This window comes from Pseudomonas sp. KCJK9111, assembly GCF_046231935.1.
In the GTDB taxonomy this organism is placed as follows: Bacteria; Pseudomonadota; Gammaproteobacteria; order Pseudomonadales; family Pseudomonadaceae; genus Aquipseudomonas; species Aquipseudomonas parafulva_B.
In genome coordinates this window covers 1-24,602 of record NZ_JBJJMO010000015.1, presented here as the reverse complement: position 1 = coordinate 24,602, position 24,602 = coordinate 1, and the positions used below count along the sequence as shown (strand labels likewise).

Sequence of the window (24,602 nt, the reverse complement as noted above, 5' to 3'; positions counted from 1 at the left end):
CGGTAATGCTGTTCATCCAGGATCGTTGGGGCCGCGCAGCGGCCCTAGAGGTGAACGGCATTAGGCTAATGCGGGGAGTGTACAAGAAGGTTAAAGCGTGCGCAGGTGTGCGCACGGGCAAACGGGTGCATGCATGCGGGCATTGAGCGATGACGCTTAGTTGACGCCTGGGCGGCCCTGCAATGAGGGCCGCCCGACATCAGCGGGCCGTTCAGTCCAGGTCCGCTGCCGAATGCCGCTCCGGTACCTGGCTGGATTCATCTCCCCAGGTCCGGTTGACCCGCGTGCCCCGCTGCACGGCGGGCCGTGCAGCGATCGCCTGGGCCCAGCGCTGAACGTTGGGGTATTCGTGAACCGCGAGAAACTCAGCAGCGTTGTAGAGGTTGCCCAGCACCAGCTGGCCGTACCATGACCACACGGCTATGTCGGCGATGCTGTAATGGCCGCCGGCAAGGTAGGTGGTCTCGCCCAAACGGCGGTCGAGCACGTCCAGCTGGCGCTTGGCTTCCATGGTGAACCGATTGATCGCGTACTCGATCTTTTCAGGGGCATAGACGTAGAAGTGCCCGAACCCACCACCCAAGTACGGCGCCGCGCCCATTTGCCAGAACAGCCAGTTCAGGGCTTCGGTGCGCTCGGCGGCCGTTTGCGGGAGCAGGGCATCGAACTTCTCGGCCAGGTACAGCAGGATGGAGCCTGATTCGAATACCCGCACCGGCGGCTCGACGCTGCGGTCAAGCAATGCGGGGATCTTCGAGTTGGGGTTGACCTGTACGAATCCGCTGGAGAATTGGTCACCCTCGCCAATCCTGATCAGCCAGGCATCGTATTCAGCGCCGGCATGGCCAAGTTCCAGCAGCTCTTCCAAGGCGATGGTGACCTTGACGCCATTGGGTGTTGCCAGCGAATAAAGCTGCAGCGGTTGCTCGCCCACTGGCAGGTCCTTGTCATGGGTAGGCCCGGCGACCGGCCGGTTGATACTGGCGAAGTGGCCCCCCGAGGCCGCCTCGTTGCGCCATACCTTCGGGGGTTGGTAAGCGGGTGTGCTCATGCTCGGCTCTCCACGATTGCGAATGATCGACGACGTCTGATTGACCTGCCTATATGCCATGGGTTCGATGACGCGCACAAACACAAAACGGATCTGCCATGGCGCAGCCGATGTTTCATCGGTTTTTCATTTTTGACGGGAGGGCAGCGATTAAGCTCAAGCTATCCAGTGGCAGATGCGCAGAGCCCCCATGATCCTTTCTCGTTGCTTGCTGGCACTGGCCATGGTCGTTGGCCCGATGGGCGCCGCTGATGCTGCGCCCTGGGTGGCAGGGCTGCATCACATGACCCTGACCGACCCGGTAGACAACCGCCCGATGCAAGCCTTGGCGTTCTATCCCGCCAAGGGGCATGCCCGCGCCAGCCACATCGACGGTTACGCGCTGGAGGTGGCTGAAGAGGCGCCTGTGGCCCAAGGGCGTTTCCCGTTGCTCGTGCTCTCGCATGGCAACACTGGTAGCCCACTGGCCTTGCACTATTTGGCAACCTCACTGGCCAAGCAAGGGTATGTAGTGGTGGCCGTGGTCCACCCAGGCGACAATGCACGCGACCCCAGCCGGCTGGGCACCCTGAGCAATCTGTACGGTCGGCCGCTGCAAGTCAGCGCCGCTATCACCGCAGCGCGCAGCGATGCACTGCTTGGGCCTCGGCTCAATGGCGGGAAAGTCGGATTGATTGGCTATTCGGCTGGCGGCGAAACCGCCTTGATCCTGGCCGGCGCGCGCCCTGACCTTGATCGCCTGCGTGCGTATTGCCTCGAGCGACCGGATGATCACGATGCCTGCAAAACCCACGGTGTATTGATTGCCGACCGCAGCGAACTGTCGCCACAGGCAGACGCGCGCGTCGGCGCAGTGATGCTGATGGCGCCACTGAGCCTGCTGTTCGGACGCCACGCCCTGGTCGATGTGCACCTGCCGGTGCTCATCTACAGCGGCGACAAGGACCAGCTCGTGGCGGTGGATCGCAATGCCCAGGCCCTGGCTCGCAAGTTACCCGTCACACCTGACTACCGCCTGCTGGCAGGCGCCGGTCATTTCGTGTTCATGGCGCATTGCGACGCCGAGCAGGCCCTGCGCATGCCGGCGCTGTGCAAGGATGCCGAGGGTGTGGACCGCCGGCACATCCATCGTTCGCTGCAACGCGAGACGGCTGCGTTCTTCGAGCAGACGCTCAATGCGCCGCAGCCTCAGAGGCGTTCAGCAATTACGCTGAATCAAGCCACCACGCCCTGACTGCGCAGGTATTCGTCGTAGGTGCCGCTGAAGTCCACCACGCCATCGGCTGACAGCTCGATGATGCGGGTCGCAAGCGAGGAGACGAATTCACGGTCGTGGCTGACGAAGAGCAGGGTGCCTGGATAGTTTTCCAGTGCCAGGTTCAACGCTTCGATCGATTCCATGTCCAGGTGGTTGGTCGGTTCGTCCATGACCAACACGTTGGGCTTTTGCAGAATCAGCTTGCCGAACAGCATGCGGCCCTGTTCGCCACCGGAGATGACCTTGACCGACTTGAGGATTTCATCGTTGGAGAACAGCATGCGCCCCAGCGTGCCGCGGATCACCTGCTCACCCGATGTCCACTGGCCCATCCAGTCGAACAGGGTCATGTCGTCTTCGAAATCATGGGCGTGGTCCTGGGCGTAGTAGCCCACTTCCGCGCTGTCGGTCCATTTGACTTCGCCCTTGTCCGGGGTCATCTCGCCCACGAGCGTACGCAGCAAGGTGGTCTTGCCGATGCCGTTGGGCCCGATGATCGCGACGCGCTCTCCGGCTTCGACGGTGAAGCCGAGGTCCTTGAACAGCACCTTGTCGTCGAAGGCCTTGGCCATTTTTTCGACCGTCACAGCCTGGCGGTGCAGTTTCTTGGTCTGCTCAAAGCGGATGAACGGGCTGACCCGGCTCGACGGCTTGACCTCGGCCAGCTGGATCTTGTCGATCTGCTTGGCCCGCGAGGTGGCTTGCTTGGCCTTGGAAGCGTTGGCCGAGAAGCGGCTGACGAAGGTTTGCAGTTCGGCGATCTGGGCTTTCTTCTTGGCGTTGTCCGACAGCAACTGCTCGCGGGCCTGGGTGGCGGCGGTCATGTACTCGTCGTAGTTGCCGGGGAACAGGCGCAGCTCACCGTAGTCCAGGTCAGCCATGTGGGTGCACACGCTGTTGAGGAAGTGGCGGTCGTGGGAAATGATCACCATGGTGCTGTTACGCGCGGTGAGCACGGTTTCCAACCAGCGAATGGTGTTGATGTCCAGGTGGTTGGTCGGCTCGTCGAGCAGCAGTACGTCCGGGTCGGAGAACAACGCCTGGGCCAGTAGCACGCGCAGTTTCCAGCCTGGCGCCACTTCGCTCATGGGGCCGAAATGCTGCTCCAGGGGGATACCCAGGCCCAGCAGCAATTCGCCTGCGCGCGACTCGGCGGTATAGCCATCCATTTCGGCGAACTCGGTTTCCAGCTCGGCGACAGCCATGCCGTCTTCTTCGGACATTTCAGGCAGCGAATAGATACGGTCACGCTCGGCCTTGACCTTCCAGAGATGCCCGTGGCCCATGATCACGGTATCGATCACGGTGAATTCTTCGTAGGCGAACTGGTCCTGGCGCAGCTTGCCCAGGCGCGTGTTCGGCTCGAGCATCACCTGGCCGCCAGAAGGCTCCAGGTCGCCGCCCAGGATCTTCATGAAGGTCGACTTGCCGCAGCCATTGGCGCCGATCAGGCCATAGCGGTTGCCGTTGTTGAATTTGACCGAAACGTTTTCGAACAGCGGCTTGGAGCCGAATTGCATGGTGATGTTTGCTGTGGAGATCAAGTGCTTGTCCTGCGGGGGTTCCAGAGGTGTATTTAGCCCCTTGCGTCACGGTTGGACCAGGCATGGGCCAATCTGACGCGGGGCGGCAGCTTCTCCAGCTCCCTCCAGTCCGAGGAGGAGCTGATCCATTTCGCTTAGGTCGAGAGCAACATCTCAACGCTATGGCCGAGCTGGTTTGCAATGAACGTAGGGTTCATCCCAGGCATCAAGCACATGGTTGCGTAGGTGTGGCGGGTGTCGTACTGCCGGCGGTCACGGATGTTCAGCGCCTTGGGCGCTGATTTGAAGTGGCGGATTGTAACACTTGCCTCGTCGATCCACAGCCCACCTTTGTTCGGCTGGACTATCAAGGGGTCTTGCTGGTGCGTCAACCTGGATGTCATGCAGCGAAGTGCCGCCGCTGACGGCGGCCGCCCCAGGGGCCGTGTGGAATCTCATGACGTCGGAAAAGCTGCCGAGCTGCAAAACAGCGGCATGCTGCATTACCTCACTTAAGCGCACATAATGCAGCACACAGGACGCACGACGGGGTGCGGCTCGAGGCACGGAAGGACGACCAATGACCGAAAAGGAGGAGCTGGAGCTTGAGAAGCTTCAGGCTGAGATTCACAAGCTCACTGCCGAGGCGCGAAAATTGATCGCCGAGGCCAACAAAATGAAGCGCGAGACGCTGTTTTACCCATTTGTCGCGGTGGGAGGGCTAGTCACCGTCATCGTTACCGCTGCTGCCTTCATTCAAAAACTCTAGCCTGCCCACTGAGAAAACAGGCTTGCGCCGAGCGGTCTTGAGCTTTACGCCGATTCGGTCGACACTAGCGCCATAGGGTCTTGCGACAGGCGTGACCTGGCATCCCAAGCGAGGACGACCATGAGCCATGATCAAGTTATCAAGCAGATGAAAGAGAACCTGGCACAGCTGGGCAGCGAGGTCCGCGAGGGCACGCAGCACCAGGCGCGCAGCATCTTTCTGTCGGCTGCTGCGGGCGCAGTGTTCGCCCTGGCGACGAGCTGGGTAGCGTTCAAGCTCTTTTCCTGATCATTTGGGGCAGCCACCGGCAGCCCCCGATAGCCTGCTCAATTTCTTGAGACCAATCCAGGCCTGCCTGGATTTCCACGTTCTGCTTTGCGAAACCGACTAGAGCCGCTCCGATATCTCTATCAAGTTGAGGTCCGGGTCGCGCACATAAATGGATCGGATAGGTCCTGTGGCGCCGGTACGTTGAACGGGGCCTTCAATGATTGGCCACTGCTGTACTTTCAGATGGGCCACGACTTCCTCAAGGCTGACCGAGGCGATGAAGCACAGGTCCAGTGCGCCCGGTACCGGCAAGTGAGCTTTGGGTTCGAATTCGTGGCCGCGCACGTGCACGTTGATCTTTTGCTCACCGAAGCGCATAGCCAAGCGCCCAGCACCGAAGTTTTCCAGCTTCATGCCCATGATGCGGGTGTAGAAATCCTTGCATGCCTCGACATCGATGGTTGTCAAAACGAGGTGATCAAGATGGTCGATCATTTCTCTGCCTCTCTAGGTGAGCAGTTGGGGTCCGATGAGCTTTTCGTCCTGACCAACGAGCGAAACAGAGCGCTCCCTGACTGCAGTGCTAGCCAGGCAAGCTCAGGTGCAGCAAGGGGAAGGGGCGACCCTCGCCATCCAGAGGGGAGCGGCCTGTTTGGATAAAACCATGATGCAGATAGAACCCAACCGCTTCCGGATTTTGCTCATTCACATCAACACTCATTTGACCGCGCGAACTGCGGGCATGATCCAATAGCGCGCGGCCGATGCCTTCACCTCGCCGATCGGGTTCGATAAACAGCATTTCTACGTGGCTTTCATTAAGCCCGATGAACCCAAGCGGACCGTCCTTGGGCTCTTCCGCAATCCATAATTCGACAGCGGGCAGGTAGACATCGCGCAGTTGAACAAGCAATGCCTCAATATCAGCTTGCTGCAAGAAATGGTGGGTAGCGCGCACAGCGCGCAGCCAAATGTCCAGCAGCTGCGGATGGTCGACATTAGTAGCCTGGCGAATGATCATGGCATCATCCTTGACAGTTAATAGTTGGAAAGGGGCGCTGTAGGAGTGATAGGAAGCCTACGCGTCATCAGTATCGCGGCCGAGCGTGCAGTGCCTTGAGCGCGGATTTGACGAGGCCGATTGTAATGCATGGCTCATCATCTTTATTAGACCTGACAGGACCTGATGAAAAACTATCAATGCCTACTTATGGCCACTGTCATGCTTTCAAGCTGTACTGCGCAACCTGCACGGCCAGTGATGGAGGAGGCTCAGTACAAGGGCTTTGCGCTGTCATCCATTACCGGGGAGCAGTGCGCGATCACCGGAATGCTGGATGTCGACCTGGCTGCTGCCAATAGTGTGATGCTTCAAGAGCGTGCTGCAGCATTTCAGTATGACCCCGCAAGGATGGAGATTGAGCGCCGGCAAGCGGCTATCGACATCAAGCATGGGGATGGCGTATCGGAGCCTGCCTGTAACGCGCTTGCTTATGAGGTATTGAGAACACTGGCGGTGCGTAGGATCGAAGATCAGTCAGCGCTGCAGCACAGGCGGATGGCCTTGCAGGAAATGAAGCAGGCGGGCGGTGCTGTTCCCTGACCTGCCTATAAACGGGACACGCATGCAGATGGCCGCAGAGTTCCGGTACACGTCAACTCATGCAGATACAAGGCGCGTTGACTCAGCGCGACGGCTGAGACTGCGTTCGTCAAAGTGCAAGGTGGGTGGTGATAACGTGCAGCACAGGCATAAGCGTTTTCAGAGATGGTTTACACCAGCACGCAAGCGGTGGGCTGGGGCATCATTGATCGTTATCGGGCTGGTCGGTATGGCAATGAATCCGGCAAGCAGATGGCCGTGGGTGCTCGCGACAGGTGTGATATGGCTGATCGCGACCTGGTTACCCAGACGGTGACGGGTGGTCAGTCGCAACTGCTGGAGCTCGATCCGCTGTCGGCAGAATGGCTATCACTCGATAGGTCGCTGTTGCTGACGTGATGGCCGTCATAGTGTCGCCCCGAGCAGGTAATGGGCGCTGGCTCGTCGTGGTTCGTGAAGGGAACGGAGCCGGCAGAGCTGATCTGGCTGGAGTCGGTTGAACGCTTGAGTCCAGCCTGCCCTGGCTTATCTTTGCGGTTCAACAAGCGAGTCAAGAAAGTAGGCATGACTAGTCCTTTTCGAAAAGCCTGTTGAGAAGCCCCTCTTGATGCACATTGTCATAGCACCCAGGCTGGTTGGGTGGTGTGGCGTCGCAGGGGATGTTTCGCTGATCCCAGCGACTGCCATAAGGGCTGTTGAAATAATGATTGCATCCCGAAAGTAGGATCGCCACCAGCCCGATCAGCAGGCTTTTATTCATATTGCGACCTCCCTGATCGCGTGTTTGCGTTGGGACAACATTGCTATTGTACGTCGGTAGAAATGATGATCAGGCGATAGATCACTCCCACGTCTGTATCCCAGATCGATAAGTACGCGATCCCGTGCAGAGGCGCAATGGTAATTGTGAACCTCAACTAGTACATCGATCTCGGGTTTTGCAGCGAGCCCAGGTACCGCAGTACTACCCACGTGGTAGATGGCCATCAGTTCCTCGCCAAACGCTGAAGCGATGGACGGTTTGTCTGCTTTGAAGCGAGCGGGCCACTCGGTGTCGTAGGGCGTAATGTGGCTTGTCAGTGCCATTTCCTTTCCTTAGGAGAGTTTGATACCTGAGCAAGTGATGATATGGCCTTTGTGGCTGACTCACTCAACCAATTGGAGCCACGGCCACCGCGCCTGATAGCTGGCGGCTTTTTGCCGGAATAAATCGGGGCGGGGATTGAGCTCATTGATACTGAGTCTGTCGTTCTCCAAGTCCCCTAAGCCGTAGGTGCTGTAAAGCCTGCATGTGGGGGTGTCGAGGCCGAGACAAGTTGAACGTATCAAATAGCGATCTATTCCGTCCGTCACCCGTTTCAATGGAGGGTAAGTGCCACCGAACTTATGCTCGTACCACAGGTGCACGCGGGCCTGATTCCGGATCTCGACGTTGACGCCCAAGTGCGCGGAGGCCTCCTGTACCTGCTGAATGACCCGGTCTTCTGCCTCCCAGGACAGGTCGGGGTCGTAGTAGGCAATGTCATAATCCTTGATGCCCCATTCGGCAGGGCGTGCGCAACGGTGGTTCCAGTACGTCTGAAATAAAGCACCTGCTACCAATAAGGTGCGTGGAATATCAAGACTCGGAAGAATTTCGAGTAAGGCTCTGTTTACCCGGTTCTCGAGGATGATCTGCACTAGGCCTTCGTCGTTGAGTCTAGGCACGCGTGGAGTCCTTGCTGGCGTTCGGGAGCGTTAGCATACCTGATGGCTTGCCGTTGAGCGTGTGACTGTGGCCGTTGCCCGACCGAGTTTTTACATTATGGCACTGACGTTTTCCGCTCGTCTGATCGATAACACTCGATGCCATATTTTGCTAGTAGCCCAAGCGGCGGGCAGCTAATGTCCCCCGTAGTGGCCATTAGACTAAAGTATTAGGAGGCGCGATGCGGATGCGCGGCAGTGTGTTCTGGTCCTGGGCTGACCCTACGTTGCACCACCGCGCGCACGAAGAGACGTTGATCGACAGAACGTCGATCAACGTTCAGGTTCGCTTGTCGCGAAACGGCCGGGTTCAATTGTTCATCGGTGTTTATGCCCCGGGCGGCATGCCTGTCTATGAGGAGGCGTTCGACGACCGCACGAAGGAGTCCATGTCCCGGGCATTGGCCTGGGGCGTCATGAAGGCCCGTGAAGTAGCTTCGTGCAATTCCCTGGGCATCCCCAAGCGTGATCATGGAACGTGACGGCTGCCGATACGTCTGAACTGCCGGGCGCGACCAATGCCTAACGCATGACACGTTGAGGAGCTTGAGCATGACTGATCAGCAGCATGAACCCAAGAAAGACGAGGTACCGGCTCACGCCACCGAGGAGGAAAAAGCGCGCCTCAAGGACAAGAACAAAGATGGGATACCGCCCGGCGTTGCCTGATAGTGCTCACTGGGCGTGAACTTCTGAATGTCATTGCTTATCTGACTTACGCGCCGGCTCGCCCGGCCGTGGACAGTCGTTTTTCGAGCGGATAGTTGCGTATGTTTTCAGAAGATTTCTACGGTATCTACCTCGTTGTGGAAGCGGTGGTGGCCTTCGTTGTATTGGCGATCGCCGCTCACTGGAGTCAGGGTACCTGATGGAGCGAGGCGGCACGGGTCACCCCGTGCCGCTGCATCTTTGGTGATCGATCGCAGCCAATCGTCGACTCAGCCCCTGATCACCGCCAGCCGTGCTCGGCCTGCTTCGGTAATCGCGTTTTCGCCTTCGTCACTGATGCGGTACCGCCCCGAGGGCATCTTGTGGATCGAGAATCGCACCAGTCCGCTGCGGGCCAGCGCTTGCCCGGCTTCATAACTCATTGCACTTTCAAGATCGAATACCTTGATTTCACCAATTTTGAAACGTGAAAACGCGATGAGTGCTGAATCAATGACGTCTTGGCTGACTGAATGAACGTGTTCCATTTGACTTCCCAGTTCGTGAGTGGCCCGGTCCGTGGGCAATAGCAACGGACCATGGCAGTTCGTCGAAAGGCGAACGCTACTACGCGGGGTACGGAACGTGTACTGGGTTTGCATCCACGCTGGATGCAAACCCAGCAGCAGTGACTGCGCTCTGGAAGTGACAGATGCCTTTACTCAAGAGGCCAACTGTACGCTCGAGTAGCAGCCTGGCGGGTAGAGGCGTCATGGGTGCTTTGCTTTTGACGAACCCAACCGCAATACTTCGCTTATTAAATCGGAGGAATGTGCGTGGAAACAAGAAGTGCTGTAGCTGAAATGTTCATTGGTATCCCAACACATTTCTGGATATTGCCCGTAGCAGGGCTGATCGCGTACTACGGCGTCAAATGGTCAGCCAAGCCTTCACCACGCGCGCAATGGATCAGAAGGGCAACCTACTTGCTGCTGATCGCCTTGGCTCTGATCCCGAATGCCTTCTATGTGCTCATGCCGCCTACCCCCGGCCCTGAGCAGCTCATCGATAACCACCCAATGCCCAATTATGCCGGCCGCTTGTACTTGGACCTGTTCTACGTGTTCAGCGGGTGGGCTTTGAGCAAGGTGGTCAAGCTCAGGTTTCGTTGAGGCGATCTTCAGTACGTGGGGATCGAACACAATGCGTTATCTGTTAGGCACCGTAGGGCAAAGCGAGCTCTGCATCTTGGTTGCTACCTCGCGCAGGGCTTCGGTTACCTGTGCAAGGGCTTCAATGTGTGCGTCCACGTCAATCTGATCAGGATGGGCACCCCGCGTCTGTATGAAGCGCGCATGACCATTTAGGGCTTTGCCAAGCGCTTCTAGATGATCTGCGGTTTTGACCAAATCCGATTTGATGCAATCGAGTGATTCCATGAAAACGTTGACTCGCTGGAAGATGAGTCAACGTTAGCATGTTCGCGTCCGCTGCGCCTGGCGACGCTTGCGGCAACGGCGCAGGGCGATGAAGCGCCTGGACGCACTCTGTATCTTCACCTGGCCGCGCGCCCTATCAGGACGGTGCCTGGTCTTCGGATTGCACCATCAGCACCGATCCTTGAGCGTCCGTGCCCAGTAGGGCAGGGCCGCCATCAGCACGGGCTTCTGCAAGCGCTGTATCAGGGGTGCGAAAAATCTGCTGACGCTGCTCGGGGCTTACAAGGGTCACCAGCTTATTGCTCTGGTAAAACAACCGCGTTTGTTTGGACGGCTCTTTCATGGTTCGGCATCCTTAGGTAAGGCGTTCTTGTGCCGGGATTGGCCTGATGACATTGCCAGTCTCTACCTGCCCATGCTACTGGCAGAACTATCAGGCGACAGCGTGCGCAGCGCCGGCTACTCTATCAAGCGTTCCGGATTGAAGAAAAAAGATGCGATCAGAACCGCAGCGATAACCCCGGTGGCGTCAGCCAGGAACAACGACAGTGAGTGTCTGTTGCCCACTGATGCGCCCAGCCCTGTAGCAAAATTCACCCCGTGCGGGAATGCAGCGACCATCAGTAGAACACTGGCCAGCAGACAAGCGAGCAGCTTCATGTAAAGCCTGCCGAACGCCAATCCATAGGTCCAGAACACCAGGATGCACACCATGGCCAGACCAGTCGATGTTGCAAACTGTGCAAGCACTTCAAGCCACCACACCATGTAGGACTCCACGAATAGCCAAATTAGATCAGTCAAACAGTGCCACATCACCGTGGCTGTGCATGATTGCTCATCAGAAACAACACAGGCTGCATTCGTTCCGCAGGTAGTTCAATAAAGGGCAACCGCGATGTTTCCAGCATTCGACGATGGTCCATTACTCGTTCCTGCTCTGCTTGCTAAAATGCCCGCGACTGATCGAGGCCAATGAAATGCCTAACTACCTTTATGTCGTGCCGGCGCTGTGCGTAGCGCTTGTGGGCTGCGCTTCACCCGGCAAGCCCACTGCCAGCAAACTCACATCCAAAACGCCCCAGCAATATGCAGCCTGCGTCATGCCGCAGTGGCAGGTACTGGCACCCAATTCAACGCAGAAATCCATACCCCATGGCGTACGCATGACAGCGCCAAGTGCAGTGACGACCGATGATGTGTTGGAGGTGATCGAATCGGGCGAGGGTAGCCGTGCAACGTTCTACAAAGGCAGCTTTCTGTCGGGCGACAAGCTAAGGGTGGCGGCACGCGAATGCCTTGATTGACACCAGCGGTAGGCGGGTTTGCTTACGTAGGTGATTGCAGGAAAAAGGGCGGTCCTTCGCCTATTGAAGTGTGTGGTGGTTTCGCCCGCCGTTCATTGGAGCAGTGCAGGCTTGCGTGCGGTTTTACGGCGTACTACATTGCATACCCAGCGCTTGCCGCACCGGTAAGGCGCGCGGATGAACGTCAGGTCAGCGATCAACCTGGCCCCTTGTGCCTTCAGGGCTTGTGCGAGTTGTGCGAGCGTCTCAGCTTCGATAGTCATGATTCACCTCGTCAGTTTCTTGCAGCGTTCACAAGTGTTGACCGGTGTTAATTTGCAGTAATTCAGTTCCATTACGGTTAGTCGCTTTGTCATAAGCACCCCGTCGCAAGCTGCCCTTTGAATCCCGAGTCGCGATATGCCCAGCTTGTACACCCTCATGCCATCGCCAGTTGGCACGCTGACCCTCGTCTCTCAGGATCAAAGGCTGATCGCCGTGCTGTGGGAGCATGAACGAGAGAACAGGGTACGCCTTGGCCCGCTGCAGCGTGACGACCGCTGCCCTGTTCTGATCGAAACCGCACATCAACTGGGCGAATACTTTGCCGGTAAACGTCGTCGTTTCGATCTGGCCTTGGCATTCACTGGAACGGCGTTCCAGCGTCAGGTGTGGGACGCGTTGCTGAGCATCCCCTTCGGTGAAACCCGCACGTACGGTCAGATCGCCCAGCAAATCGGCAACCCCAGTGCGGTGCGGGCGGTGGGGGCTGCCAATGGGCGCAATCCGATTTCGATCATCGCACCCTGTCATCGCGTCATAGGGGCTAGCGGCGGGCTTACCGGCTTTGCCGGTGGGCTGGCAGCCAAGCAGTTGCTACTGGCCCTAGAAGGCCGGCAAACGTTGCCATTGGACTTGCAGCTTCAGCCTAGCCAATAAACGCCGGCGCACGATGTCGCCGTCAGGACCGTACCTACCATGAGCGAGTACTCCCAGCGAACCCGGCGCCACCGTTGCTCAACGGCGCGCAGGTATTGACCTGGGGTCGGGGCATCGGTGCGATGGCGCATACCCTCGGCGATGTCAGCCACCTGGCCATCGAGTAGCAATCCGACCACGTAGTAGCTTAGCCCGTAGCTCGCCAGAGCCATTACCAGGTAGATCACGCTGGCGCGTCCATCGGCATGATGCTGGCAGTGCCAGCCTCGGTGTCCAATAGCAGCATGCCTTCGCTGTGAGGGTCCAGGCAACCCAGCAAGCGCCCCTCACTGTCCCATGCCGCAGAACCACCGGCCGCCACGAAATGGTCGGCAGGTCCAACGCAGTTGGCCATCAGCACGATCAAGCCCAGTTCTCGCGCCACCTGTGGATAATGCGCGTGTCCTTCCCCTACGCCTTTTGCCGTCTTGGCCACACTGACCAGATAGATGTCTGCCCCTCGTTCTTTGGCCGATGCAGCGTGGGCCATGAACATGGATTCATAGCAGATGGCCGGCGCGATTCGGTGCTGCGCCGCCTGGATCAGCGAGGTGCTCCCCCCAGCATGGAAGTAGGGCAGTTCATCTTCGTGCAGGCGCTGTTTAGCATAGGCTTGGCGCGGGGCGCTCGGGGTAAAGATCGGCATGCCGATCTGGATGCCCTTCGGGGTTAGCAATGGTAATCCCGCCGCAACGATGATGCCCAGGCGGTCACTTGCCGCTTGCAGCGGGTCCAGATGTGGGGAGCCCAGGGGCAGCGCAGCCTGACGGGCAATGCTGGCTTCGTAACCGGTCAACGACAACTCGGGAAAGACGATCACGGCAGCGCCCACGTTCGCGGCCTTTTCGATGCAGGCCAGATGACGCCTGACGTTAGCAGCCACATCGCCCTTGAGTGAACCCAGTTGCGCAGCGCACAGCTTCATGACACTTCCTTCCCTGGTACGTGATCGCCGAGCATACTCCCGACCAGACGCTTGTGCCATGCTGTCCAGGCAAGGGCCTAGCGTGTTTGCCTACTTGCAAAGGAATCAGGTCATGCAGCGTTTCCAGGTTGTTGGCGCCAATGTTCTGGGTCGAGACCTGGCCGTGGGAGACATACACGGCCATTTCGACCGGTTGCAGCAAAGCCTGGACGCCGTTGGTTTCAATACGGGCAAGGATCGGCTGTTCAGCGTTGGCGACCTGGTTGATCGCGGCCCAATGAGCCGGGCAGCCCTGCACTGGCTGGAGCAGCCATGGTTTTACGCGGTCCAGGGCAACCACGAGTCGCTGGCGATCAACCTGGTGCGGGGCGGCCGGCTGGACCTGGCCATGTACCGTGCGGCCGGGGGTGGATGGTTCATCGATTCAGCGGCCGCTGAACAGCTGCGCATCGTCGAGCGTTTCGAACAGATGCCGATCGCCTTGCAGGTTGAGTCGGCAAGCGGCCCGGTGGGCCTGCTGCATGCCGACAGCCCGTTCGATGACTGGTCGACCCTGCGTACCTGGCTCGAACTGGGCGATGATCCAGACGCGCTTGAGACCTGCCTGTGGTCAAGGCGACGTTTGAAGCAGGGCGATACCACGCCCATAAATGGGCTGCGTGCCCTGCTGGTCGGCCATACCACCGTCCAGTCTGTCAGGCAACTGGGCAATGTGTGGCATCTGGATACCGGGGGATGGACCAGTGGGCATTTCAGTCTGATGGACCTGCGTACGCTGACGCTGGTCAACGCCAGGCCAGCGTGATCAGCAAACCCATGCCGAGCAGCAGCAACACGAGGCCCGACAACCGTTCGAGCAAGGGCAGGGCAGCGCTGAATCGCCGCAGCACCCGCGGGTGGCCTATGCCGACGGCGACCAGCAAGTCCCAGGCAAGCACCGCGCAGAACATCCAGACTCCGTACGACACCTTCCACACCGTGGAACTGCCCGCTATCAGGCTGGCCAGGCTTGCATAAAACAAGGCATTTTTAGGATTGAGCAGACCTGACAGCAGGCCCATCTGCAGGTTGCGCCACCAAGTGGGCGATGTGCTGCCCGAAGTCGCGCAGACGCTGGTACTGCCGGCATGACGCACAAAGGCAATACCCAGATAGATGAGATAAACCGCACCTGCCAGTTGCAACAGGTCGAACAGCACGCTGCCCTCGTGCAGTATGGATACTCCGGTGAATGCCAGCACGATGAATACCCCGTTGCCCAAGGCAATGCCCAGGCATGCACCGCTGGCCACGCGCCAGCCGCTGGTAATGGCAGTTCGGGCAATCAGGAAGAAATCCGGCCCTGGCGACAGCAGCGCCAGGAAGTGGGCGAGGGCAATCAGGATAAACGCTTGCATGGTCGCAGGTTACTCGGCGCTTGAGGTCAGGTGCCCGAGTGTGCGGGTGCATGCACCCCGCGTATTGAACAATATTGCAGGTGATGACCGCGCAGCCTTACTTCGTGGTCTGACCCTTGAGGTATAGCCCGGGTGTGATCCCGACATGCGCCTTGAATACCCGCTGGAAATGGCTTTGATCAGCGAATCCCAGGTCGTGGGCGACTTGCACCAATCGGTGACCCTGCCGGAGCAGTCGACGACTCTGGTTGATCCTGGCGTTGAGCACGTAGGCGTGCGGAGTCAGGCCTGTGGCAGCGCGGAACGCGCGAATCAATTGATAACGGCCAAGGCCGGCCTCACGGGCAAGTGACTCCACGCTCAGGCGAGCCGGGTCCTGTTCGCGCAGGTCCGTCAGCAAGCCCTGCAGCGCCGGGGCTTGAAGGACGGGTGCTGCGGCCAAGGGCGAGAAGGTGTCGAAATCCATGTCGCACAGAAAAGCGATCAACTCGGCCTCCTTTTGCACCGGGGTCGCCTCGGAAAACAGCACGGCATTGAGTTGGCAGAACCGGCGGTACGCCTCGGCATCCCGGCTGACACGCGCCGGTTGCTCGGGGGCGCCGCAGGGCAGGCCGGACTCAGTGCGCAGCTCGGCCAGCCAGCTCGCATCGACATGCACCATCTGGTAGCTCCAGGGCTGGTCTGCCTCGGGGTTGCAGGCATGGACCCGGTGCGCGGGGACCGCCACCAGCGTACCGGGGGTGAGCCGCTCGGTACCGCAGCCTGCACCCGTGAACAGGCTGGAACCTGCGTCCACGGCACCGATGGAGAATGTCGGATGGCTATGGGGCTTGTAGCAGGCTCGGCTGTTGCAGGCGCGGCGGCTCTCGACCTGCGGCAAGCGCGGGTCTCGCCACAGGGTGGTAGTGGAATGGGGCATCGAAGGGTCCTTGTGATGACCGGCAGCTTAAACAGACGCTGCTCGCCCGTACAGTTGTGGCGCGTGGCTGTACCTTGACGTTGCGGCCCGGTACCTGCGATACAGCCCGTGAATTCAGAGGAGAGTGAGAGATGGACCTTGCCAGCCTGATGCTTTTCATACCGGCCTGCTTTGCCCTGAACATGGCACCAGGCCCCAACAACCTGTTGTCGCTTCACAACGCCAGTTGCTATGGCTTGCGTACCGCGTGCCTTGCAGGGGTAGGCCGCCTGCTGGCCTTCAGCGGCATGATAGGCCTTGCGGCCATAGGCCTGGCCGTGGTCCTGCATACCAGCGAAACCCTGTTCCTGGCGATAAAGGTGGTGGGGGCGGGGTATCTGTTCTACCTGGCGTGGCAACTGTGGCGTGCCCCAGTGGCCGCGGCCGTCGAGGCTGGGTACCCGCCATGCAGTAGTTGGCGTCTGGCGCGTCAGGAGTTCATGGTTGCAGCAGGCAATCCGAAAGCCATCTTGATATTCACGGCTTTTCTGCCTCAGTTCGTATCGGTCGCCAGCCCCGTCCCTGTAGGTCAACAGTTCCTGCTACTGGGCGCTCTGTTCCTGCTGCTGGAGTGGGCAGCTATCGCGCTCTACGCCGCAGTCGGCGCTTATTTGTCGCGATGGTTCTCAAGGCCGCGGCCGCGTAAGTTGTTCAATCGCACCAGTGCCGCATTGCTGGCAAGCGCTGGAGCAGGGCTGTTGGTCGTCCGGCGTTAAAGAAGGCCAGGGCGCGTATTACCCGCGCGCCCCTCTTGCGTGTCAGAACTGCCAGCGCACACCCAGGTTGACGCCGCTAGCCTCCTGTTCACGGCTGTCCAGGTGCGTCGTGTACTGAACCCCGCCGTGCACGCTCAATGAGGTGTTGAGTTGCGCTGCAACACCTGCCTCGGCTTGCAGGGCGGTATAGCGGTAATCGGTCTTTACCTTGTCCGTGTTGTCGAACACCAGCGTGTCCCGCCCGCCGTCTCCATGCCACAGGTTCACTTGCGCGTAGGGCTGCAGCAGCCGGGTGCCGTTGGGCTTGAATCGCCCCTCGAAGCGTAGCCCAACGCGGCCAGTGAGCTCGACCTGCGCGTCATGATCGATGCGCGAAACACGATCGCTGGCGGTATCGAACCTGGTTTTCTGGGCGATGACCTGGGCCTGGGGCTCGACTGCCCAGTGCGATGACAAGGCTATGGGTACGCCGGCTTCCAGCGAAGCGGCCCAGGCGTCCCCGTCTAGGTCCAGCTTGTCGCCGCGGTCCGAGCGCGCCCGCCCATCCAGACGGGTGTATTGCAAAACGCCATCCACATAGCCACCGTCTGCACCTACCCAGCTCCAGTACGCACCTGCACTCTTGCCATCCAGGCGCAGCTCACCGACGCTGCGGTCCTCCTGTGCCAATGCAAAGCCCTTGACACCGGCCGTCAAGCGAGACTGGCTCACGTACACCCCTGCGTGTTGACGGGCGCCGGTATCACTCACATGAGCGTACACGTCCTGACCAACCTTGAAGCCATACAGGTCGCCATCGAGGCTGGGACTGACAGTACCGCTCCACTGTTGACGGAGCGCGCCGCCGTACGCTTGACCCCAAGCAGCAGGCAATGCGCCCTGACCCTCCAGCAGCTGCTGGTCACCCTGACGCTGATGGAAAGTGCCCAGTGCCTGGCGCACCACGACAGCAGCCCCCCTGGGGGCGGCGGCGTAGACCGCGACCTCGGGACGATACAGCGGCAGGCTCGGGTGGCCTGCGATCGGGGCGGGCAAGTCCAGTTGCCCTGGGGCCGGAGCGGCAACCGGCGGGGTGATCGCCGGCTGCGGAGCAGCCGGTTGCTCGGGTTCCGGCTCGGCAGGCGCCTCGGGCTCAACCGGCGTGGCTACCACCGGTGGCGCTACCAGCGTCGAGCGCAGGTACCAGTTGTTCTCGCTGCCGGCGGTGACGCCGCCTTTGAACAATCGGTAGTCGTAAGCGCCCGCTGAAAGGGTTTGCGTTTGCACGAAGGCGGTGGCCGTACTGGTGGCACCGTCGCGTGCCTCCACCACCTGAATACCGTTCTGGGGTGTCGGTGCGCCGGCTCCCCCCAGGTTGTTGACGATCAGGCCGGTCGTCCCCGTTATGGACCCGGCGCTGACCACCAGGCGATCGGAGGGCGCATTGTCGCCGGCCAGTACGCTGTTCACGCGCATAAGGCCGTTTTCGCCGACATAGTCGCCCTGGAGAGTAAGACGGCCCAGGGCATCGCCACCCTCGGTGAGGTTGAGCGTTCCGGCGTTGCTCACCGATACGCGTTGCCCTGGGCCAAACGCTGTGATCACACCCTCGCTGGAGGCAAGGACGCTGTTGCTGTCGAGCGTGAGCCTGCCGGTTCCGGTCCCGGCGTCTCCAAGCACCAGGGTGTCGTTGAGCGCCAGCTGGCTGAGATTGGTCAACGCCACCGTCTCCCAATTGAGGTAACGAGCACCGCCCACTGCGCGGCTATTATCGAACGTGAGCGCATCGTTGCCTTCGCCGCCATCGATCGTGATGATCAGCGTTTCCGGGTTGAGACCGGATAGCAGCGCAGTGTCATCGCCCGGCCCGGCATCGACTTTTCCGCCGATCGTCCCGCCATCCCAGACAAAGCGATCGTTACCCGTGCTGAGCAACACATCCCCCCCGACACTGCCGCCATGAATCAAAACGCTGTCGTCGCCACCGCTGACACTGATATTGCCGCCAATAGTGCCGTCGAAGACTTCGATGTAATCGGTGTCGAACGCGGCGATGACGTTCCTGTCAACGCTGCCACCGCGCATGATGAAGGTATTCTTGTCCAGGCGCAGGTTGACGTTCCCGATCCGCCCGCCATCCATTTCGGCGTAGTCGCCGCTGTCGAAGGTGCCCTTGATCCAGCCGCCGGACATGTAGAAGGTGTCCAGTCCGTCACCTTGGTTGACGTTGCCCTCGATCACGCCGCTGCTCATGACGAAGTCATCGATGCCGCCGCCCTGATTGACGTTGCCGGCGATCGTGCCGGAGGCCATGTCGATGCTGTCCCGGCCTGGACCGAAGGTGACATCGCCTTCGATGGCGCCGGTGCCATTCGCCGGAAACACCAGGCGGTTGTCGCCCTCGGTATCGACGAGCGAAGGCGATGACCCGCTGTCGCAGACATACGTGTCGTTACCGGCGCCCGGGGAAAAAGTGCAAGCTGCCTGAGCCGATGGCAGGGCTGCGCCCAGCAGACTCAGTGAGCCCACAATCAGTCGTACACGCATAGTAAAGCCTCCGTTTGAAGCGAGCGCGCATCGTCGATTGCGCGGGTTCAGGCACTTTTTACAGAGGCAGGCTTGCGGGAGACAACTGGCAGAACTGCTAGGTGATGAGCATGAATCGGCAGTGTAGAGACTCAGTCGCGGTAGAACGTCTGCACTAGGTGATACCCGAACTTGCTCTTCACGGGCCCATGCACCACGCGCAGGGGCTTCTTGAAGATGACCTGGTCGATCGCACCGACCAGCTGCCCAGGTCGAATCTCCCCGAGATCACCGCCACGTTTGCCCGAGGGGCAGAGGGAGAACTTCCTGGCGAGCACATCGAACGCCTCACCCTTGGCGATGCGCTGCTTGAGCTTTTCGGCTTCGTCAGCAGTCTTGACCAGGATATGGCGGGCTTGGGCTTTCATGATCTACCTGTGCATGCAGCGAGAGAAAGCAGGCATTATGCCCGACGCACCGCTAGCCGCGCGAATCGGCATGGCTTATTGCGCCAGCCATCCACCGTCCATGTTCCAGGCTGCACCGCGTACCTGGCTGCCAGCCTCGCTGCACAGAAACAGCACGAGTTCGCCCAGGTGCTCAGGGGTTACGAACGCCTGCGAAGGCTGTTTTTCCGCGAGCAGGTCCCGCTGTGCCTGCAGGGGATCGATGCCGGTTGCTGCACGTGCGTCGATCTGCTGCTGCACCAGCGGCGTCAACACCCAGCCTGGGCACAGGGCATTGCAGGTCACGCCGCTCATGGCCGTTTCCAGCCCTACGACCTTCGTCAGGCCAATCACCCCATGCTTGGCGGCGACGTACGCAGCTTTGCCTGTGGAGCCGACAAGCCCATGAACCGAGGCGATGTTGATGATGCGCCCCCAGTTGCGGGCGCGCATGCCTGGCAACACCAGGCGAGTGCCGTGGAAGACCGCAGACAGGTTCAAGGCAATGATCTTGTCCCAGCTGTCCACCGGAAAATGCTCGACGGGTGCCACATGCTGGATGCCTGCATTGTTGACCAGGATGTCCACGGCACCGAATGCCTGTTCGGCAAAGGCCAGCAGGGCCTCGATCTGAGCAGCATCGGCAAGGTCAGCGGGGTGATGCCGCACCTGCACCCCTAACTGTTCAAGGCTGGCGATAGCCGGTGAAGGATCACCAAAGCCGTTGAGCACGATGCTGGCCCCCGCTCGCGCCAGCACATGGGCAATGCCCAGGCCAATGCCGCTGGTGGAACCTGTGATCACTGCTGTCTTGCCTTTGAGGGTCATGCAAAGCTCCCTAGCAGCGCGCCGGCGCTGACTGGAACGAAGAAAGCCATTGGGCATCGCCCGGGATGGGCTGAGCGTAGGAGCGGAGCGGCTGATCAAAGGTTCCGTGGGGACCTTCGCATGGCGCCAATGCAGCGGCTTTGAGCCACTCCCTCCTACCGGGCTTGCTTCGCAGGATTTAGTCCTGGCGGCTGGTCACTTCCAGCAGGTGGTAGCCGAACTGGGTCTTGACCGGACCCTGTACGGTGTTGACCGGAGCGCTGAAGACGACAGTATCGAATTCCTTGACCATCTGGCCTGGACCGAACGAGCCCAGGTCACCACCCTGGCGGCTGGACGGGCAGGTGGAATTGGCCTTGGCGATTTCACCGAAGTCAGCACCCGCTTCGATCTGGGCCTTGAGTTCGTTGCACTTATCTTCGCTGTTGACCAGGATGTGACGGGCGGTTGCACGTGCCATGGGGTACTGCTCCTTGGGAGGGTAAAGAGGCAAAGCCTAACGCACTTCAACCGGTTGTGTCTCGCAGGGTTCGGCCTGCCGCTCACCCAGACGTCGTGCCGCATTGTGCAACAGCGTTTCGGTGGTGCTCCAGCCAAGGCAGCCATCGGTGATGGACACGCCGTATTTCAGCGCCCCTTTGCCGAGCGCCTGACAACCCTCGAACAGGTGCCCTTCGATCATCATGCCCACGATCGAGGCGTCGCCACTCAACCGCTGTTGCAACACCTCGTTGAACACAGCCGGTTGCCGGGCCGGGTCCTTGCCGCTGTTGGCATGGCTGCAATCGACCATGATGCGCGCAGGCAGACCCGCTTTGGCGAGCCCCTGGCGGGCCAGGGCGACGCTGTGGGCGTCGTAGTTCGGGCCCTGATGGCCACCGCGCAGCACCAGGTGAGTGTGCGCATTGCCCAGGGTTTCGACGATCGCAGGGTAGCCCTGGGCATCCATGCCGAAATGCCGGTGGGCATGGGCAGCGCTGCGCATGGCGTCAGTCGCGATAGCCACGCCGCCATCGGTGCCGTTCTTGAAGCCCACCGGCAGCGCCAGCCCGCTGACCATTTCTCGATGAATCTGTGATTCGGTGGTACGGGCGCCGATGGCAGCCCAGGCCAGCACATCGTCGAAGTAGCCAGCAGCCATGGGTTGCAGCAATTCGGTCGCGACCGGCAGGCCCCGTTCGATCATGCCCAGCATCAGCCCCCGCGACAGGGCCAGGCCGGCGTGCATGTCGTCGCTGCCATCGAGGTGAGGATCGTAGGCCAGGCCCTTCCAGCCCACTGTCGTGCGCGGCTTTTCCACGTAGGCACGCATCACCAGCAGCAGGCGATCATCGACCTGGCGGCTCAACGCGGCCAGGCGATCGGCGTATTCCAGCGCCGAGCGCGGATCATGCAGCGAGCACGGCCCTACGATCACCAGCAGGCGGTGGTCGCGCCCTTCGAGAATGTCGCAAATGGCTTGGCGGTGCGCCTGGACTTGATGAGCGAGCGAGGCAGAGAGCGGCATCTGCTGTTTGAGCAGGTGCGGACTGGGAAGACGGCGGCTGACAGCGGTATTGGCAGCTTGAGGTTGGGTCAGAGGCAGGGCGAGGCTGGATGCTTGCATGGGGGTTTTCCTTGGGCGGACGGCAGGCGCTAGAGCCTGCGCGGTCGGCCCTATCGAGGTGTTCGACAGATCGGTGATTGGCTAGTGGTTGGGGCAGTGCCACCTGTGCAGAACCGATCGGAGGCGGCAGGCTGGCCCGAGCGGACGTGGCTAAATCGCCAGGTGGAGGTGCCAGCTACGTAATAGGTGTCGTATTTCATGAATCTGTCCTCTGAGTGGTTTGGGTGTAGGCCTGAAAAAACAAAACCCCCGGTCGGGAGGCCGACCGGGGGTTTGAGTATTCTCATGTTCGGCGGCCCCTCGAAGGTGGACGCCGTGGGGGTATCGGCGCCTAGTGGCTAAACCAATACCCGAAGTAATAGGAGGCAGGTGCACTCACGCACACGGTCACGGCCGCTACTGGGCGCGAAGCGCGGCCAGTGGCAGGGACGAGTGTGTGGATGGTTGCTTGCATGCTGCTCTCCAGTGAATGAGCCCGAGCTTACTGCACATTGCGCGGGCCATTCAATGGAAAAATGCTATGAGCGTAATCGATGGGATGATTACGTTAGAGGGTCACGAGACCGTGGTCTTAGTGACTGTCTTGATCTTCAGCTTGCCCACCGGTGGCACCTGCGCCGGAGCCTGTGGCTTCGCCGGTGCTGTTGGAGCCGCCTGCCGCACCGTCATGGGCACCTGCTGCGCCGGCATTGCTGCTGTCATTGTCACGGCTGCTGCCTGGGGTGTTCACGCTGCTGCCTTCACCTGCGGTCTTGCCGCCCATCTGGTCGGTTTTCGGGTGCATGTCGGTGTTGGTGGTGTCAGTAGCGGCCTGACTGGTACCGGCCAGGGTGGCCAAGGCGAAAGCAACGGACAGCGAAAGGCTACGGATGCGAATCATGGCGAAGCTCCTGTGCATGGAATCTGTCATTGCTTTGGCAAAGACCTGCACAAGAGGTGCCATGAGGGCGACGGATGGTCGTTTACGGCACGCTTACCTCAACAGGCCTCGCCATGATGCGATGGCTTGGGTTCGGCCGTTTCCATCGGAGGATGCTCCTGCGCAGCATGCATCAGGTCCTCGGTAACCCGCAGTTCAGCGCCGGTAGGCGAGAAGGTGGTGGAGGCGGTGAACGGGGCAGGGTGTTCCGCGGCCGGACGCTTGCCGCGCCGCCACAGGAAAAAGCCCACCATCAACAGGTTGACCACGGCAAAGGCCCAGAAAAGCCCGGCTTCGCCAAACTCGGTCATGACGGGCGAGATCGCCATCGGCGCCATCGCCGAGCCCAGCGAGTTGATCAGCAGCAGCCCTTGGATCATGGGCACCAGGGCATCCGATGGGGCACGGTCGGCCGCATGGCTGACCGCCACCGGGTACAGGGTGAACACCCCGCCGCCCAGCAGAAACAGCATCGCCGGTAGCAGGAACGCATCCGAGGGCAGGAATACAGTGACCAGCGCCAGCGCAGCGCACACCGCAGCCAGGGCAATCAGCACGTCCTGGCGGTCCTTGCGGTCCGACCAACGCCCCACGGGGTATTGCAGCAGCATGGCCCCGAGGATGACCCAGGCCATCATATTGCCCACTTCGCCGACATCCAGCCCGATACGTTGGAGGTACAGCGGCAGCAACGTGTAGATCCCGGCTATGACCACGCCGGAACCAAAACATCCCACCAGCCCCGAGGGTGCCACGCCCAGCAGCTGCCGCGGCTTGAGCGGCTCGACCTGGTCCAGCAGTGGCGAGACCCGTGGCAGGATCACGATCGGCAACACCGACAGCGCGGTGAGCACACCCGCCAGCATGAAGGGCGCCGTCTCGCCCAGGCGGGTAATCTCGCCAAGCCCTGCCTGGGCCAGCACCCCGGCGCCATAGAAAGCGATCATGTACAAGGCCAGCAGGCGACCGCGAATCTTGGCGTCCCCGGCCAGCAGCAACCAGCTTTCGATCACCAGAAACACACCCACGGCCGCCCAGCCATTGATCAGGCGCAGCACCGACCACCAGGTCACGTCATAGAACAGGCCTTGCAGCAGGATGGTGACGCCGATCAGCGATGCAAAGCTGGTGTAGGCGCGGATATGGCCGATGCGCAGGATGAGCCGATCATTGAAGATCGCGCCCAGGGTCAGGCCGATGAAGTAGGTGGACGAGACGATGCCGATGGTGGTGGCAGACTCGCCAGCCTCGCCGAGTCGCAGGGTGGTCAGAGAAGACATGAAGCCGTTGCCCAGGGCAATGATGAACAGCCCGAGCAGCGGCGCCAGCGCCATGGCCAGCAAACGCGCAGACATAGGTACCTCAAGTTGGATATGCGAAGGTTGGCCTTTTCGAGCGCGCACGCCGAGCGACCCGGATAGGGTAGAGGCTGCACGGATGCGACCTGGGCAAGACTCAACCGCTTGGCCATGCGAGAAGACGGCCGGGCGGGGAGGGTTGAGCCTATTTCACATGAGCGTTCATGGGGTCAGGCGCGGACTCGGTCTTGGTTGCCGGTTGCCACCGTTCAAGGCGACGGGCGAAAAGGAAGCGCGATTCTACGGGCTTGCAGGGTTTTGCCAAGGGTTGACTGCCTGCGGCGCGATGCCGCAGTCTCGGAAAGACATGCCAATGTCTTTCCCAGGCAAATCTCCCGCTCCCGCTCCCGCTGTTGCTGTTGCTGTTGCTGTT

32 protein-coding genes and 2 pseudogenes are annotated in these 24,602 nt (G+C 60.4%); 11 read left to right on the top strand and 23 right to left on the bottom strand.

Annotated elements, in window-relative coordinates; translation table 11 throughout:
• Positions 1 to 211: 211 nt before the first annotated feature.
• On the bottom strand, positions 212 to 1,051 hold the full coding sequence (gene yghU, locus ACK59L_RS08240) for a glutathione-dependent disulfide-bond oxidoreductase (RefSeq protein WP_409272920.1): 840 nt from the start codon (positions 1,049 to 1,051) through the stop codon (positions 212 to 214).
• 190 nt (positions 1,052 to 1,241) lie between these two features.
• Between yghU and ACK59L_RS08235 the strand changes: the two genes are divergently transcribed.
• Positions 1,242 to 2,285: an alpha/beta hydrolase family protein gene (locus ACK59L_RS08235; protein ID WP_409272918.1), complete on the top strand. Its 1,044-nt coding sequence runs from the start codon at positions 1,242 to 1,244 to the stop codon at positions 2,283 to 2,285.
• On the opposite strand, the gene ACK59L_RS08230 is transcribed toward ACK59L_RS08235, so the two are convergent.
• Both ACK59L_RS08230 and ACK59L_RS08225 read right to left on the bottom strand, forming a co-directional pair.
• Entirely contained in the window at positions 2,267 to 3,853 is a 1,587-nt protein-coding gene (locus ACK59L_RS08230) for an ABC-F family ATPase (protein ID WP_023533837.1), read from the bottom strand. The two genes, ACK59L_RS08235 and ACK59L_RS08230, sit on opposite strands and share 19 nt — an antisense overlap.
• Positions 3,854 to 3,885: 32 nt before the next feature.
• A pseudogene (locus ACK59L_RS08225) lies at positions 3,886 to 4,236 on the bottom strand (integrase).
• Between the two features lie 176 nt (positions 4,237 to 4,412).
• Here ACK59L_RS08225 and ACK59L_RS08220 point away from each other — a divergent pair.
• Positions 4,413 to 4,601, top strand: a complete 189-nt coding sequence (locus ACK59L_RS08220; protein WP_027916391.1) for a hypothetical protein — start codon at positions 4,413 to 4,415, stop codon at positions 4,599 to 4,601.
• Between the two features lie 120 nt (positions 4,602 to 4,721).
• Entirely contained in the window at positions 4,722 to 4,889 is a 168-nt protein-coding gene (locus tag ACK59L_RS08215; RefSeq protein ID WP_165919287.1) for a hypothetical protein, read from the top strand.
• A gap of 99 nt (positions 4,890 to 4,988) precedes the next feature.
• Here ACK59L_RS08215 and ACK59L_RS08210 read toward each other — a convergent pair whose 3' ends face one another.
• Together ACK59L_RS08210 and ACK59L_RS08205 are read right to left on the bottom strand one after the other, a co-directional pair.
• Entirely contained in the window at positions 4,989 to 5,366 is a 378-nt protein-coding gene (locus tag ACK59L_RS08210) for a VOC family protein (protein ID WP_182139905.1), read from the bottom strand.
• An 88-nt stretch (positions 5,367 to 5,454) separates the two neighbouring features.
• A complete protein-coding gene (locus ACK59L_RS08205) occupies positions 5,455 to 5,892 on the bottom strand; it encodes an acetyltransferase (RefSeq protein ID WP_409272915.1) in 438 nt (145 codons plus the stop codon).
• Between the two features lie 165 nt (positions 5,893 to 6,057).
• Between ACK59L_RS08205 and ACK59L_RS08200 the strand changes: the two genes are divergently transcribed.
• Positions 6,058 to 6,474 carry a hypothetical protein gene (locus ACK59L_RS08200; RefSeq protein ID WP_409272913.1) on the top strand — a complete coding sequence of 139 codons (417 nt, stop codon included), beginning with the start codon at positions 6,058 to 6,060 and terminating at the stop codon, positions 6,472 to 6,474.
• A 165-nt stretch (positions 6,475 to 6,639) separates the two neighbouring features.
• Entirely contained in the window at positions 6,640 to 6,873 is a 234-nt protein-coding gene (locus tag ACK59L_RS08195) for a hypothetical protein (protein WP_409272911.1), read from the top strand.
• Positions 6,874 to 7,042: 169 nt separating this feature from the next.
• Here the strand turns inward: ACK59L_RS08195 and ACK59L_RS08190 are convergent, their stop codons facing one another.
• From ACK59L_RS08190 to ACK59L_RS08180, 3 genes and pseudogenes are all read right to left on the bottom strand, one after another.
• Positions 7,043 to 7,234: a hypothetical protein gene (locus tag ACK59L_RS08190; protein ID WP_409272909.1), complete on the bottom strand. Its 192-nt coding sequence runs from the start codon at positions 7,232 to 7,234 to the stop codon at positions 7,043 to 7,045.
• Between the two features lie 44 nt (positions 7,235 to 7,278).
• Positions 7,279 to 7,560, bottom strand: a pseudogene (locus ACK59L_RS08185) (GrpB family protein); the annotation flags it as partial.
• A gap of 60 nt (positions 7,561 to 7,620) precedes the next feature.
• The gene (locus tag ACK59L_RS08180; RefSeq protein ID WP_409272907.1) at positions 7,621 to 8,181 is read right to left on the bottom strand and encodes a nucleotidyltransferase family protein; all 561 of its coding nucleotides are present in this window, start codon (positions 8,179 to 8,181) and stop codon (positions 7,621 to 7,623) included.
• Between the two features lie 221 nt (positions 8,182 to 8,402).
• Here ACK59L_RS08180 and ACK59L_RS08175 point away from each other — a divergent pair, with 221 nt between their 5' ends.
• The gene (locus ACK59L_RS08175; protein WP_409272905.1) at positions 8,403 to 8,702 is read left to right on the top strand and encodes a hypothetical protein; all 300 of its coding nucleotides are present in this window, start codon (positions 8,403 to 8,405) and stop codon (positions 8,700 to 8,702) included.
• A 456-nt stretch (positions 8,703 to 9,158) separates the two neighbouring features.
• Here the strand turns inward: ACK59L_RS08175 and ACK59L_RS08170 are convergent, their stop codons facing one another.
• Positions 9,159 to 9,416, bottom strand: a complete 258-nt coding sequence (locus ACK59L_RS08170) for a hypothetical protein (RefSeq protein ID WP_196136562.1) — start codon at positions 9,414 to 9,416, stop codon at positions 9,159 to 9,161.
• A 315-nt stretch (positions 9,417 to 9,731) separates the two neighbouring features.
• Between ACK59L_RS08170 and ACK59L_RS08165 the strand changes: the two genes are divergently transcribed.
• Complete coding sequence (locus tag ACK59L_RS08165; protein ID WP_409272967.1) at positions 9,732 to 10,040, top strand: hypothetical protein; 309 nt, start codon at positions 9,732 to 9,734, stop codon at positions 10,038 to 10,040.
• A 403-nt stretch (positions 10,041 to 10,443) separates the two neighbouring features.
• On the opposite strand, the gene ACK59L_RS08160 is transcribed toward ACK59L_RS08165, so the two are convergent.
• Complete coding sequence (locus ACK59L_RS08160; RefSeq protein ID WP_196136564.1) at positions 10,444 to 10,650, bottom strand: hypothetical protein; 207 nt, start codon at positions 10,648 to 10,650, stop codon at positions 10,444 to 10,446.
• Positions 10,651 to 10,766: 116 nt separating this feature from the next.
• Positions 10,767 to 11,075: a hypothetical protein gene (locus ACK59L_RS08155; RefSeq protein WP_196136565.1), complete on the bottom strand. Its 309-nt coding sequence runs from the start codon at positions 11,073 to 11,075 to the stop codon at positions 10,767 to 10,769.
• Between the two features lie 212 nt (positions 11,076 to 11,287).
• On the opposite strand from ACK59L_RS08155, the gene ACK59L_RS08150 reads away from it, so the two are divergent.
• Entirely contained in the window at positions 11,288 to 11,614 is a 327-nt protein-coding gene (locus tag ACK59L_RS08150) for a hypothetical protein (protein ID WP_409272902.1), read from the top strand.
• A gap of 92 nt (positions 11,615 to 11,706) precedes the next feature.
• Here ACK59L_RS08150 and ACK59L_RS08145 read toward each other — a convergent pair whose 3' ends face one another.
• Positions 11,707 to 11,877 (bottom strand): hypothetical protein, encoded by a 171-nt coding sequence (locus ACK59L_RS08145; protein ID WP_023533860.1) that lies wholly within the window; start codon positions 11,875 to 11,877, stop codon positions 11,707 to 11,709.
• 136 nt (positions 11,878 to 12,013) lie between these two features.
• Between ACK59L_RS08145 and ACK59L_RS08140 the strand changes: the two genes are divergently transcribed.
• Positions 12,014 to 12,532 carry a methylated-DNA--[protein]-cysteine S-methyltransferase gene (locus tag ACK59L_RS08140; RefSeq protein WP_196136566.1) on the top strand — a complete coding sequence of 173 codons (519 nt, stop codon included), beginning with the start codon at positions 12,014 to 12,016 and terminating at the stop codon, positions 12,530 to 12,532.
• On the opposite strand, the gene ACK59L_RS08135 is transcribed toward ACK59L_RS08140, so the two are convergent.
• Positions 12,517 to 12,759, bottom strand: a complete 243-nt coding sequence (locus tag ACK59L_RS08135) for a hypothetical protein (RefSeq protein WP_196136567.1) — start codon at positions 12,757 to 12,759, stop codon at positions 12,517 to 12,519. The two genes, ACK59L_RS08140 and ACK59L_RS08135, sit on opposite strands and share 16 nt — an antisense overlap.
• A complete protein-coding gene (locus ACK59L_RS08130) occupies positions 12,756 to 13,496 on the bottom strand; it encodes a carbon-nitrogen hydrolase family protein (protein ID WP_409272899.1) in 741 nt (246 codons plus the stop codon). Before ACK59L_RS08130 ends, ACK59L_RS08135 begins: the two co-directional genes overlap by 4 nt.
• Positions 13,497 to 13,608: 112 nt before the next feature.
• On the opposite strand from ACK59L_RS08130, the gene ACK59L_RS08125 reads away from it, so the two are divergent.
• Positions 13,609 to 14,301 carry a metallophosphoesterase gene (locus tag ACK59L_RS08125; protein ID WP_409272897.1) on the top strand — a complete coding sequence of 231 codons (693 nt, stop codon included), beginning with the start codon at positions 13,609 to 13,611 and terminating at the stop codon, positions 14,299 to 14,301.
• Here ACK59L_RS08125 and ACK59L_RS08120 read toward each other — a convergent pair.
• Together ACK59L_RS08120 and ACK59L_RS08115 are read right to left on the bottom strand one after the other, a co-directional pair.
• A complete protein-coding gene (locus ACK59L_RS08120; RefSeq protein WP_409272895.1) occupies positions 14,282 to 14,893 on the bottom strand; it encodes a LysE family translocator in 612 nt (203 codons plus the stop codon). The two genes, ACK59L_RS08125 and ACK59L_RS08120, sit on opposite strands and share 20 nt — an antisense overlap.
• Positions 14,894 to 14,990: 97 nt before the next feature.
• Positions 14,991 to 15,812, bottom strand: a complete 822-nt coding sequence (locus ACK59L_RS08115) for an AraC family transcriptional regulator (protein ID WP_409272893.1) — start codon at positions 15,810 to 15,812, stop codon at positions 14,991 to 14,993.
• A gap of 131 nt (positions 15,813 to 15,943) precedes the next feature.
• Here ACK59L_RS08115 and ACK59L_RS08110 point away from each other — a divergent pair, with 131 nt between their 5' ends.
• The gene (locus ACK59L_RS08110) at positions 15,944 to 16,567 is read left to right on the top strand and encodes a LysE family translocator (RefSeq protein ID WP_409272891.1); all 624 of its coding nucleotides are present in this window, start codon (positions 15,944 to 15,946) and stop codon (positions 16,565 to 16,567) included.
• Positions 16,568 to 16,609: 42 nt separating this feature from the next.
• Here ACK59L_RS08110 and ACK59L_RS08105 read toward each other — a convergent pair whose 3' ends face one another.
• From ACK59L_RS08105 to ACK59L_RS08075, 7 genes are all read right to left on the bottom strand, one after another.
• Positions 16,610 to 19,093 carry an autotransporter outer membrane beta-barrel domain-containing protein gene (locus ACK59L_RS08105; protein ID WP_409272889.1) on the bottom strand — a complete coding sequence of 828 codons (2,484 nt, stop codon included), beginning with the start codon at positions 19,091 to 19,093 and terminating at the stop codon, positions 16,610 to 16,612.
• 131 nt (positions 19,094 to 19,224) lie between these two features.
• A complete protein-coding gene (locus ACK59L_RS08100; protein WP_182139921.1) occupies positions 19,225 to 19,500 on the bottom strand; it encodes a peptidylprolyl isomerase in 276 nt (91 codons plus the stop codon).
• 75 nt (positions 19,501 to 19,575) lie between these two features.
• Positions 19,576 to 20,346 (bottom strand): 3-hydroxybutyrate dehydrogenase, encoded by a 771-nt coding sequence (gene hbdH, locus ACK59L_RS08095; protein ID WP_409272887.1) that lies wholly within the window; start codon positions 20,344 to 20,346, stop codon positions 19,576 to 19,578.
• Positions 20,347 to 20,524: 178 nt separating this feature from the next.
• The gene (locus ACK59L_RS08090; RefSeq protein WP_058604152.1) at positions 20,525 to 20,806 is read right to left on the bottom strand and encodes a peptidylprolyl isomerase; all 282 of its coding nucleotides are present in this window, start codon (positions 20,804 to 20,806) and stop codon (positions 20,525 to 20,527) included.
• Positions 20,807 to 20,842: 36 nt separating this feature from the next.
• Complete coding sequence (locus tag ACK59L_RS08085) at positions 20,843 to 21,952, bottom strand: 3-deoxy-7-phosphoheptulonate synthase (protein ID WP_409272885.1); 1,110 nt, start codon at positions 21,950 to 21,952, stop codon at positions 20,843 to 20,845.
• Positions 21,953 to 22,523: 571 nt separating this feature from the next.
• Positions 22,524 to 22,832, bottom strand: coding sequence for a hypothetical protein (locus ACK59L_RS08080; RefSeq protein WP_027916365.1), 309 nt, complete (start codon positions 22,830 to 22,832; stop codon positions 22,524 to 22,526).
• Positions 22,833 to 22,930: 98 nt separating this feature from the next.
• Positions 22,931 to 24,226 carry an MFS transporter gene (locus ACK59L_RS08075; protein WP_409272883.1) on the bottom strand — a complete coding sequence of 432 codons (1,296 nt, stop codon included), beginning with the start codon at positions 24,224 to 24,226 and terminating at the stop codon, positions 22,931 to 22,933.
• Positions 24,227 to 24,602: the final 376 nt, after the last annotated feature.

Excerpts from the sequence above, each read along its gene's own strand:
- yghU (WP_409272920.1), bottom strand. The coding sequence starts at position 1,051 with ATGAGCACACCCGCTTACCAACCCCCGAAGGTATGGCGCAACGAGGCG.
- ACK59L_RS08235 (WP_409272918.1), top strand. The coding sequence starts at position 1,242 with ATGATCCTTTCTCGTTGCTTGCTGGCACTGGCCATGGTCGTTGGCCCG.
- ACK59L_RS08220 (WP_027916391.1), top strand. The coding sequence starts at position 4,413 with ATGACCGAAAAGGAGGAGCTGGAGCTTGAGAAGCTTCAGGCTGAGATT.
- ACK59L_RS08215 (WP_165919287.1), top strand. The coding sequence starts at position 4,722 with ATGAGCCATGATCAAGTTATCAAGCAGATGAAAGAGAACCTGGCACAG.
- ACK59L_RS08210 (WP_182139905.1), bottom strand. The coding sequence starts at position 5,366 with ATGATCGACCATCTTGATCACCTCGTTTTGACAACCATCGATGTCGAG.
- ACK59L_RS08205 (WP_409272915.1), bottom strand. The coding sequence starts at position 5,892 with ATGATCATTCGCCAGGCTACTAATGTCGACCATCCGCAGCTGCTGGAC.
- ACK59L_RS08200 (WP_409272913.1), top strand. The coding sequence starts at position 6,058 with ATGAAAAACTATCAATGCCTACTTATGGCCACTGTCATGCTTTCAAGC.
- ACK59L_RS08195 (WP_409272911.1), top strand. The coding sequence starts at position 6,640 with ATGGTTTACACCAGCACGCAAGCGGTGGGCTGGGGCATCATTGATCGT.
- ACK59L_RS08190 (WP_409272909.1), bottom strand. The coding sequence starts at position 7,234 with ATGAATAAAAGCCTGCTGATCGGGCTGGTGGCGATCCTACTTTCGGGA.
- ACK59L_RS08175 (WP_409272905.1), top strand. The coding sequence starts at position 8,403 with ATGCGGATGCGCGGCAGTGTGTTCTGGTCCTGGGCTGACCCTACGTTG.
- ACK59L_RS08170 (WP_196136562.1), bottom strand. The coding sequence starts at position 9,416 with ATGGAACACGTTCATTCAGTCAGCCAAGACGTCATTGATTCAGCACTC.
- ACK59L_RS08165 (WP_409272967.1), top strand. The coding sequence starts at position 9,732 with ATGTTCATTGGTATCCCAACACATTTCTGGATATTGCCCGTAGCAGGG.
- ACK59L_RS08160 (WP_196136564.1), bottom strand. The coding sequence starts at position 10,650 with ATGAAAGAGCCGTCCAAACAAACGCGGTTGTTTTACCAGAGCAATAAG.
- ACK59L_RS08155 (WP_196136565.1), bottom strand. The coding sequence starts at position 11,075 with ATGGTGTGGTGGCTTGAAGTGCTTGCACAGTTTGCAACATCGACTGGT.
- ACK59L_RS08150 (WP_409272902.1), top strand. The coding sequence starts at position 11,288 with ATGCCTAACTACCTTTATGTCGTGCCGGCGCTGTGCGTAGCGCTTGTG.
- ACK59L_RS08145 (WP_023533860.1), bottom strand. The coding sequence starts at position 11,877 with ATGACTATCGAAGCTGAGACGCTCGCACAACTCGCACAAGCCCTGAAG.
- ACK59L_RS08140 (WP_196136566.1), top strand. The coding sequence starts at position 12,014 with ATGCCCAGCTTGTACACCCTCATGCCATCGCCAGTTGGCACGCTGACC.
- ACK59L_RS08130 (WP_409272899.1), bottom strand. The coding sequence starts at position 13,496 with ATGAAGCTGTGCGCTGCGCAACTGGGTTCACTCAAGGGCGATGTGGCT.
- ACK59L_RS08125 (WP_409272897.1), top strand. The coding sequence starts at position 13,609 with ATGCAGCGTTTCCAGGTTGTTGGCGCCAATGTTCTGGGTCGAGACCTG.
- ACK59L_RS08120 (WP_409272895.1), bottom strand. The coding sequence starts at position 14,893 with ATGCAAGCGTTTATCCTGATTGCCCTCGCCCACTTCCTGGCGCTGCTG.
- ACK59L_RS08115 (WP_409272893.1), bottom strand. The coding sequence starts at position 15,812 with ATGCCCCATTCCACTACCACCCTGTGGCGAGACCCGCGCTTGCCGCAG.
- ACK59L_RS08110 (WP_409272891.1), top strand. The coding sequence starts at position 15,944 with ATGGACCTTGCCAGCCTGATGCTTTTCATACCGGCCTGCTTTGCCCTG.
- ACK59L_RS08105 (WP_409272889.1), bottom strand. The coding sequence starts at position 19,093 with ATGCGTGTACGACTGATTGTGGGCTCACTGAGTCTGCTGGGCGCAGCC.
- ACK59L_RS08100 (WP_182139921.1), bottom strand. The coding sequence starts at position 19,500 with ATGAAAGCCCAAGCCCGCCATATCCTGGTCAAGACTGCTGACGAAGCC.
- hbdH (WP_409272887.1), bottom strand. The coding sequence starts at position 20,346 with ATGACCCTCAAAGGCAAGACAGCAGTGATCACAGGTTCCACCAGCGGC.
- ACK59L_RS08090 (WP_058604152.1), bottom strand. The coding sequence starts at position 20,806 with ATGGCACGTGCAACCGCCCGTCACATCCTGGTCAACAGCGAAGATAAG.
- ACK59L_RS08085 (WP_409272885.1), bottom strand. The coding sequence starts at position 21,952 with ATGCAAGCATCCAGCCTCGCCCTGCCTCTGACCCAACCTCAAGCTGCC.
- ACK59L_RS08080 (WP_027916365.1), bottom strand. The coding sequence starts at position 22,832 with ATGATTCGCATCCGTAGCCTTTCGCTGTCCGTTGCTTTCGCCTTGGCC.
- ACK59L_RS08075 (WP_409272883.1), bottom strand. The coding sequence starts at position 24,226 with ATGTCTGCGCGTTTGCTGGCCATGGCGCTGGCGCCGCTGCTCGGGCTG.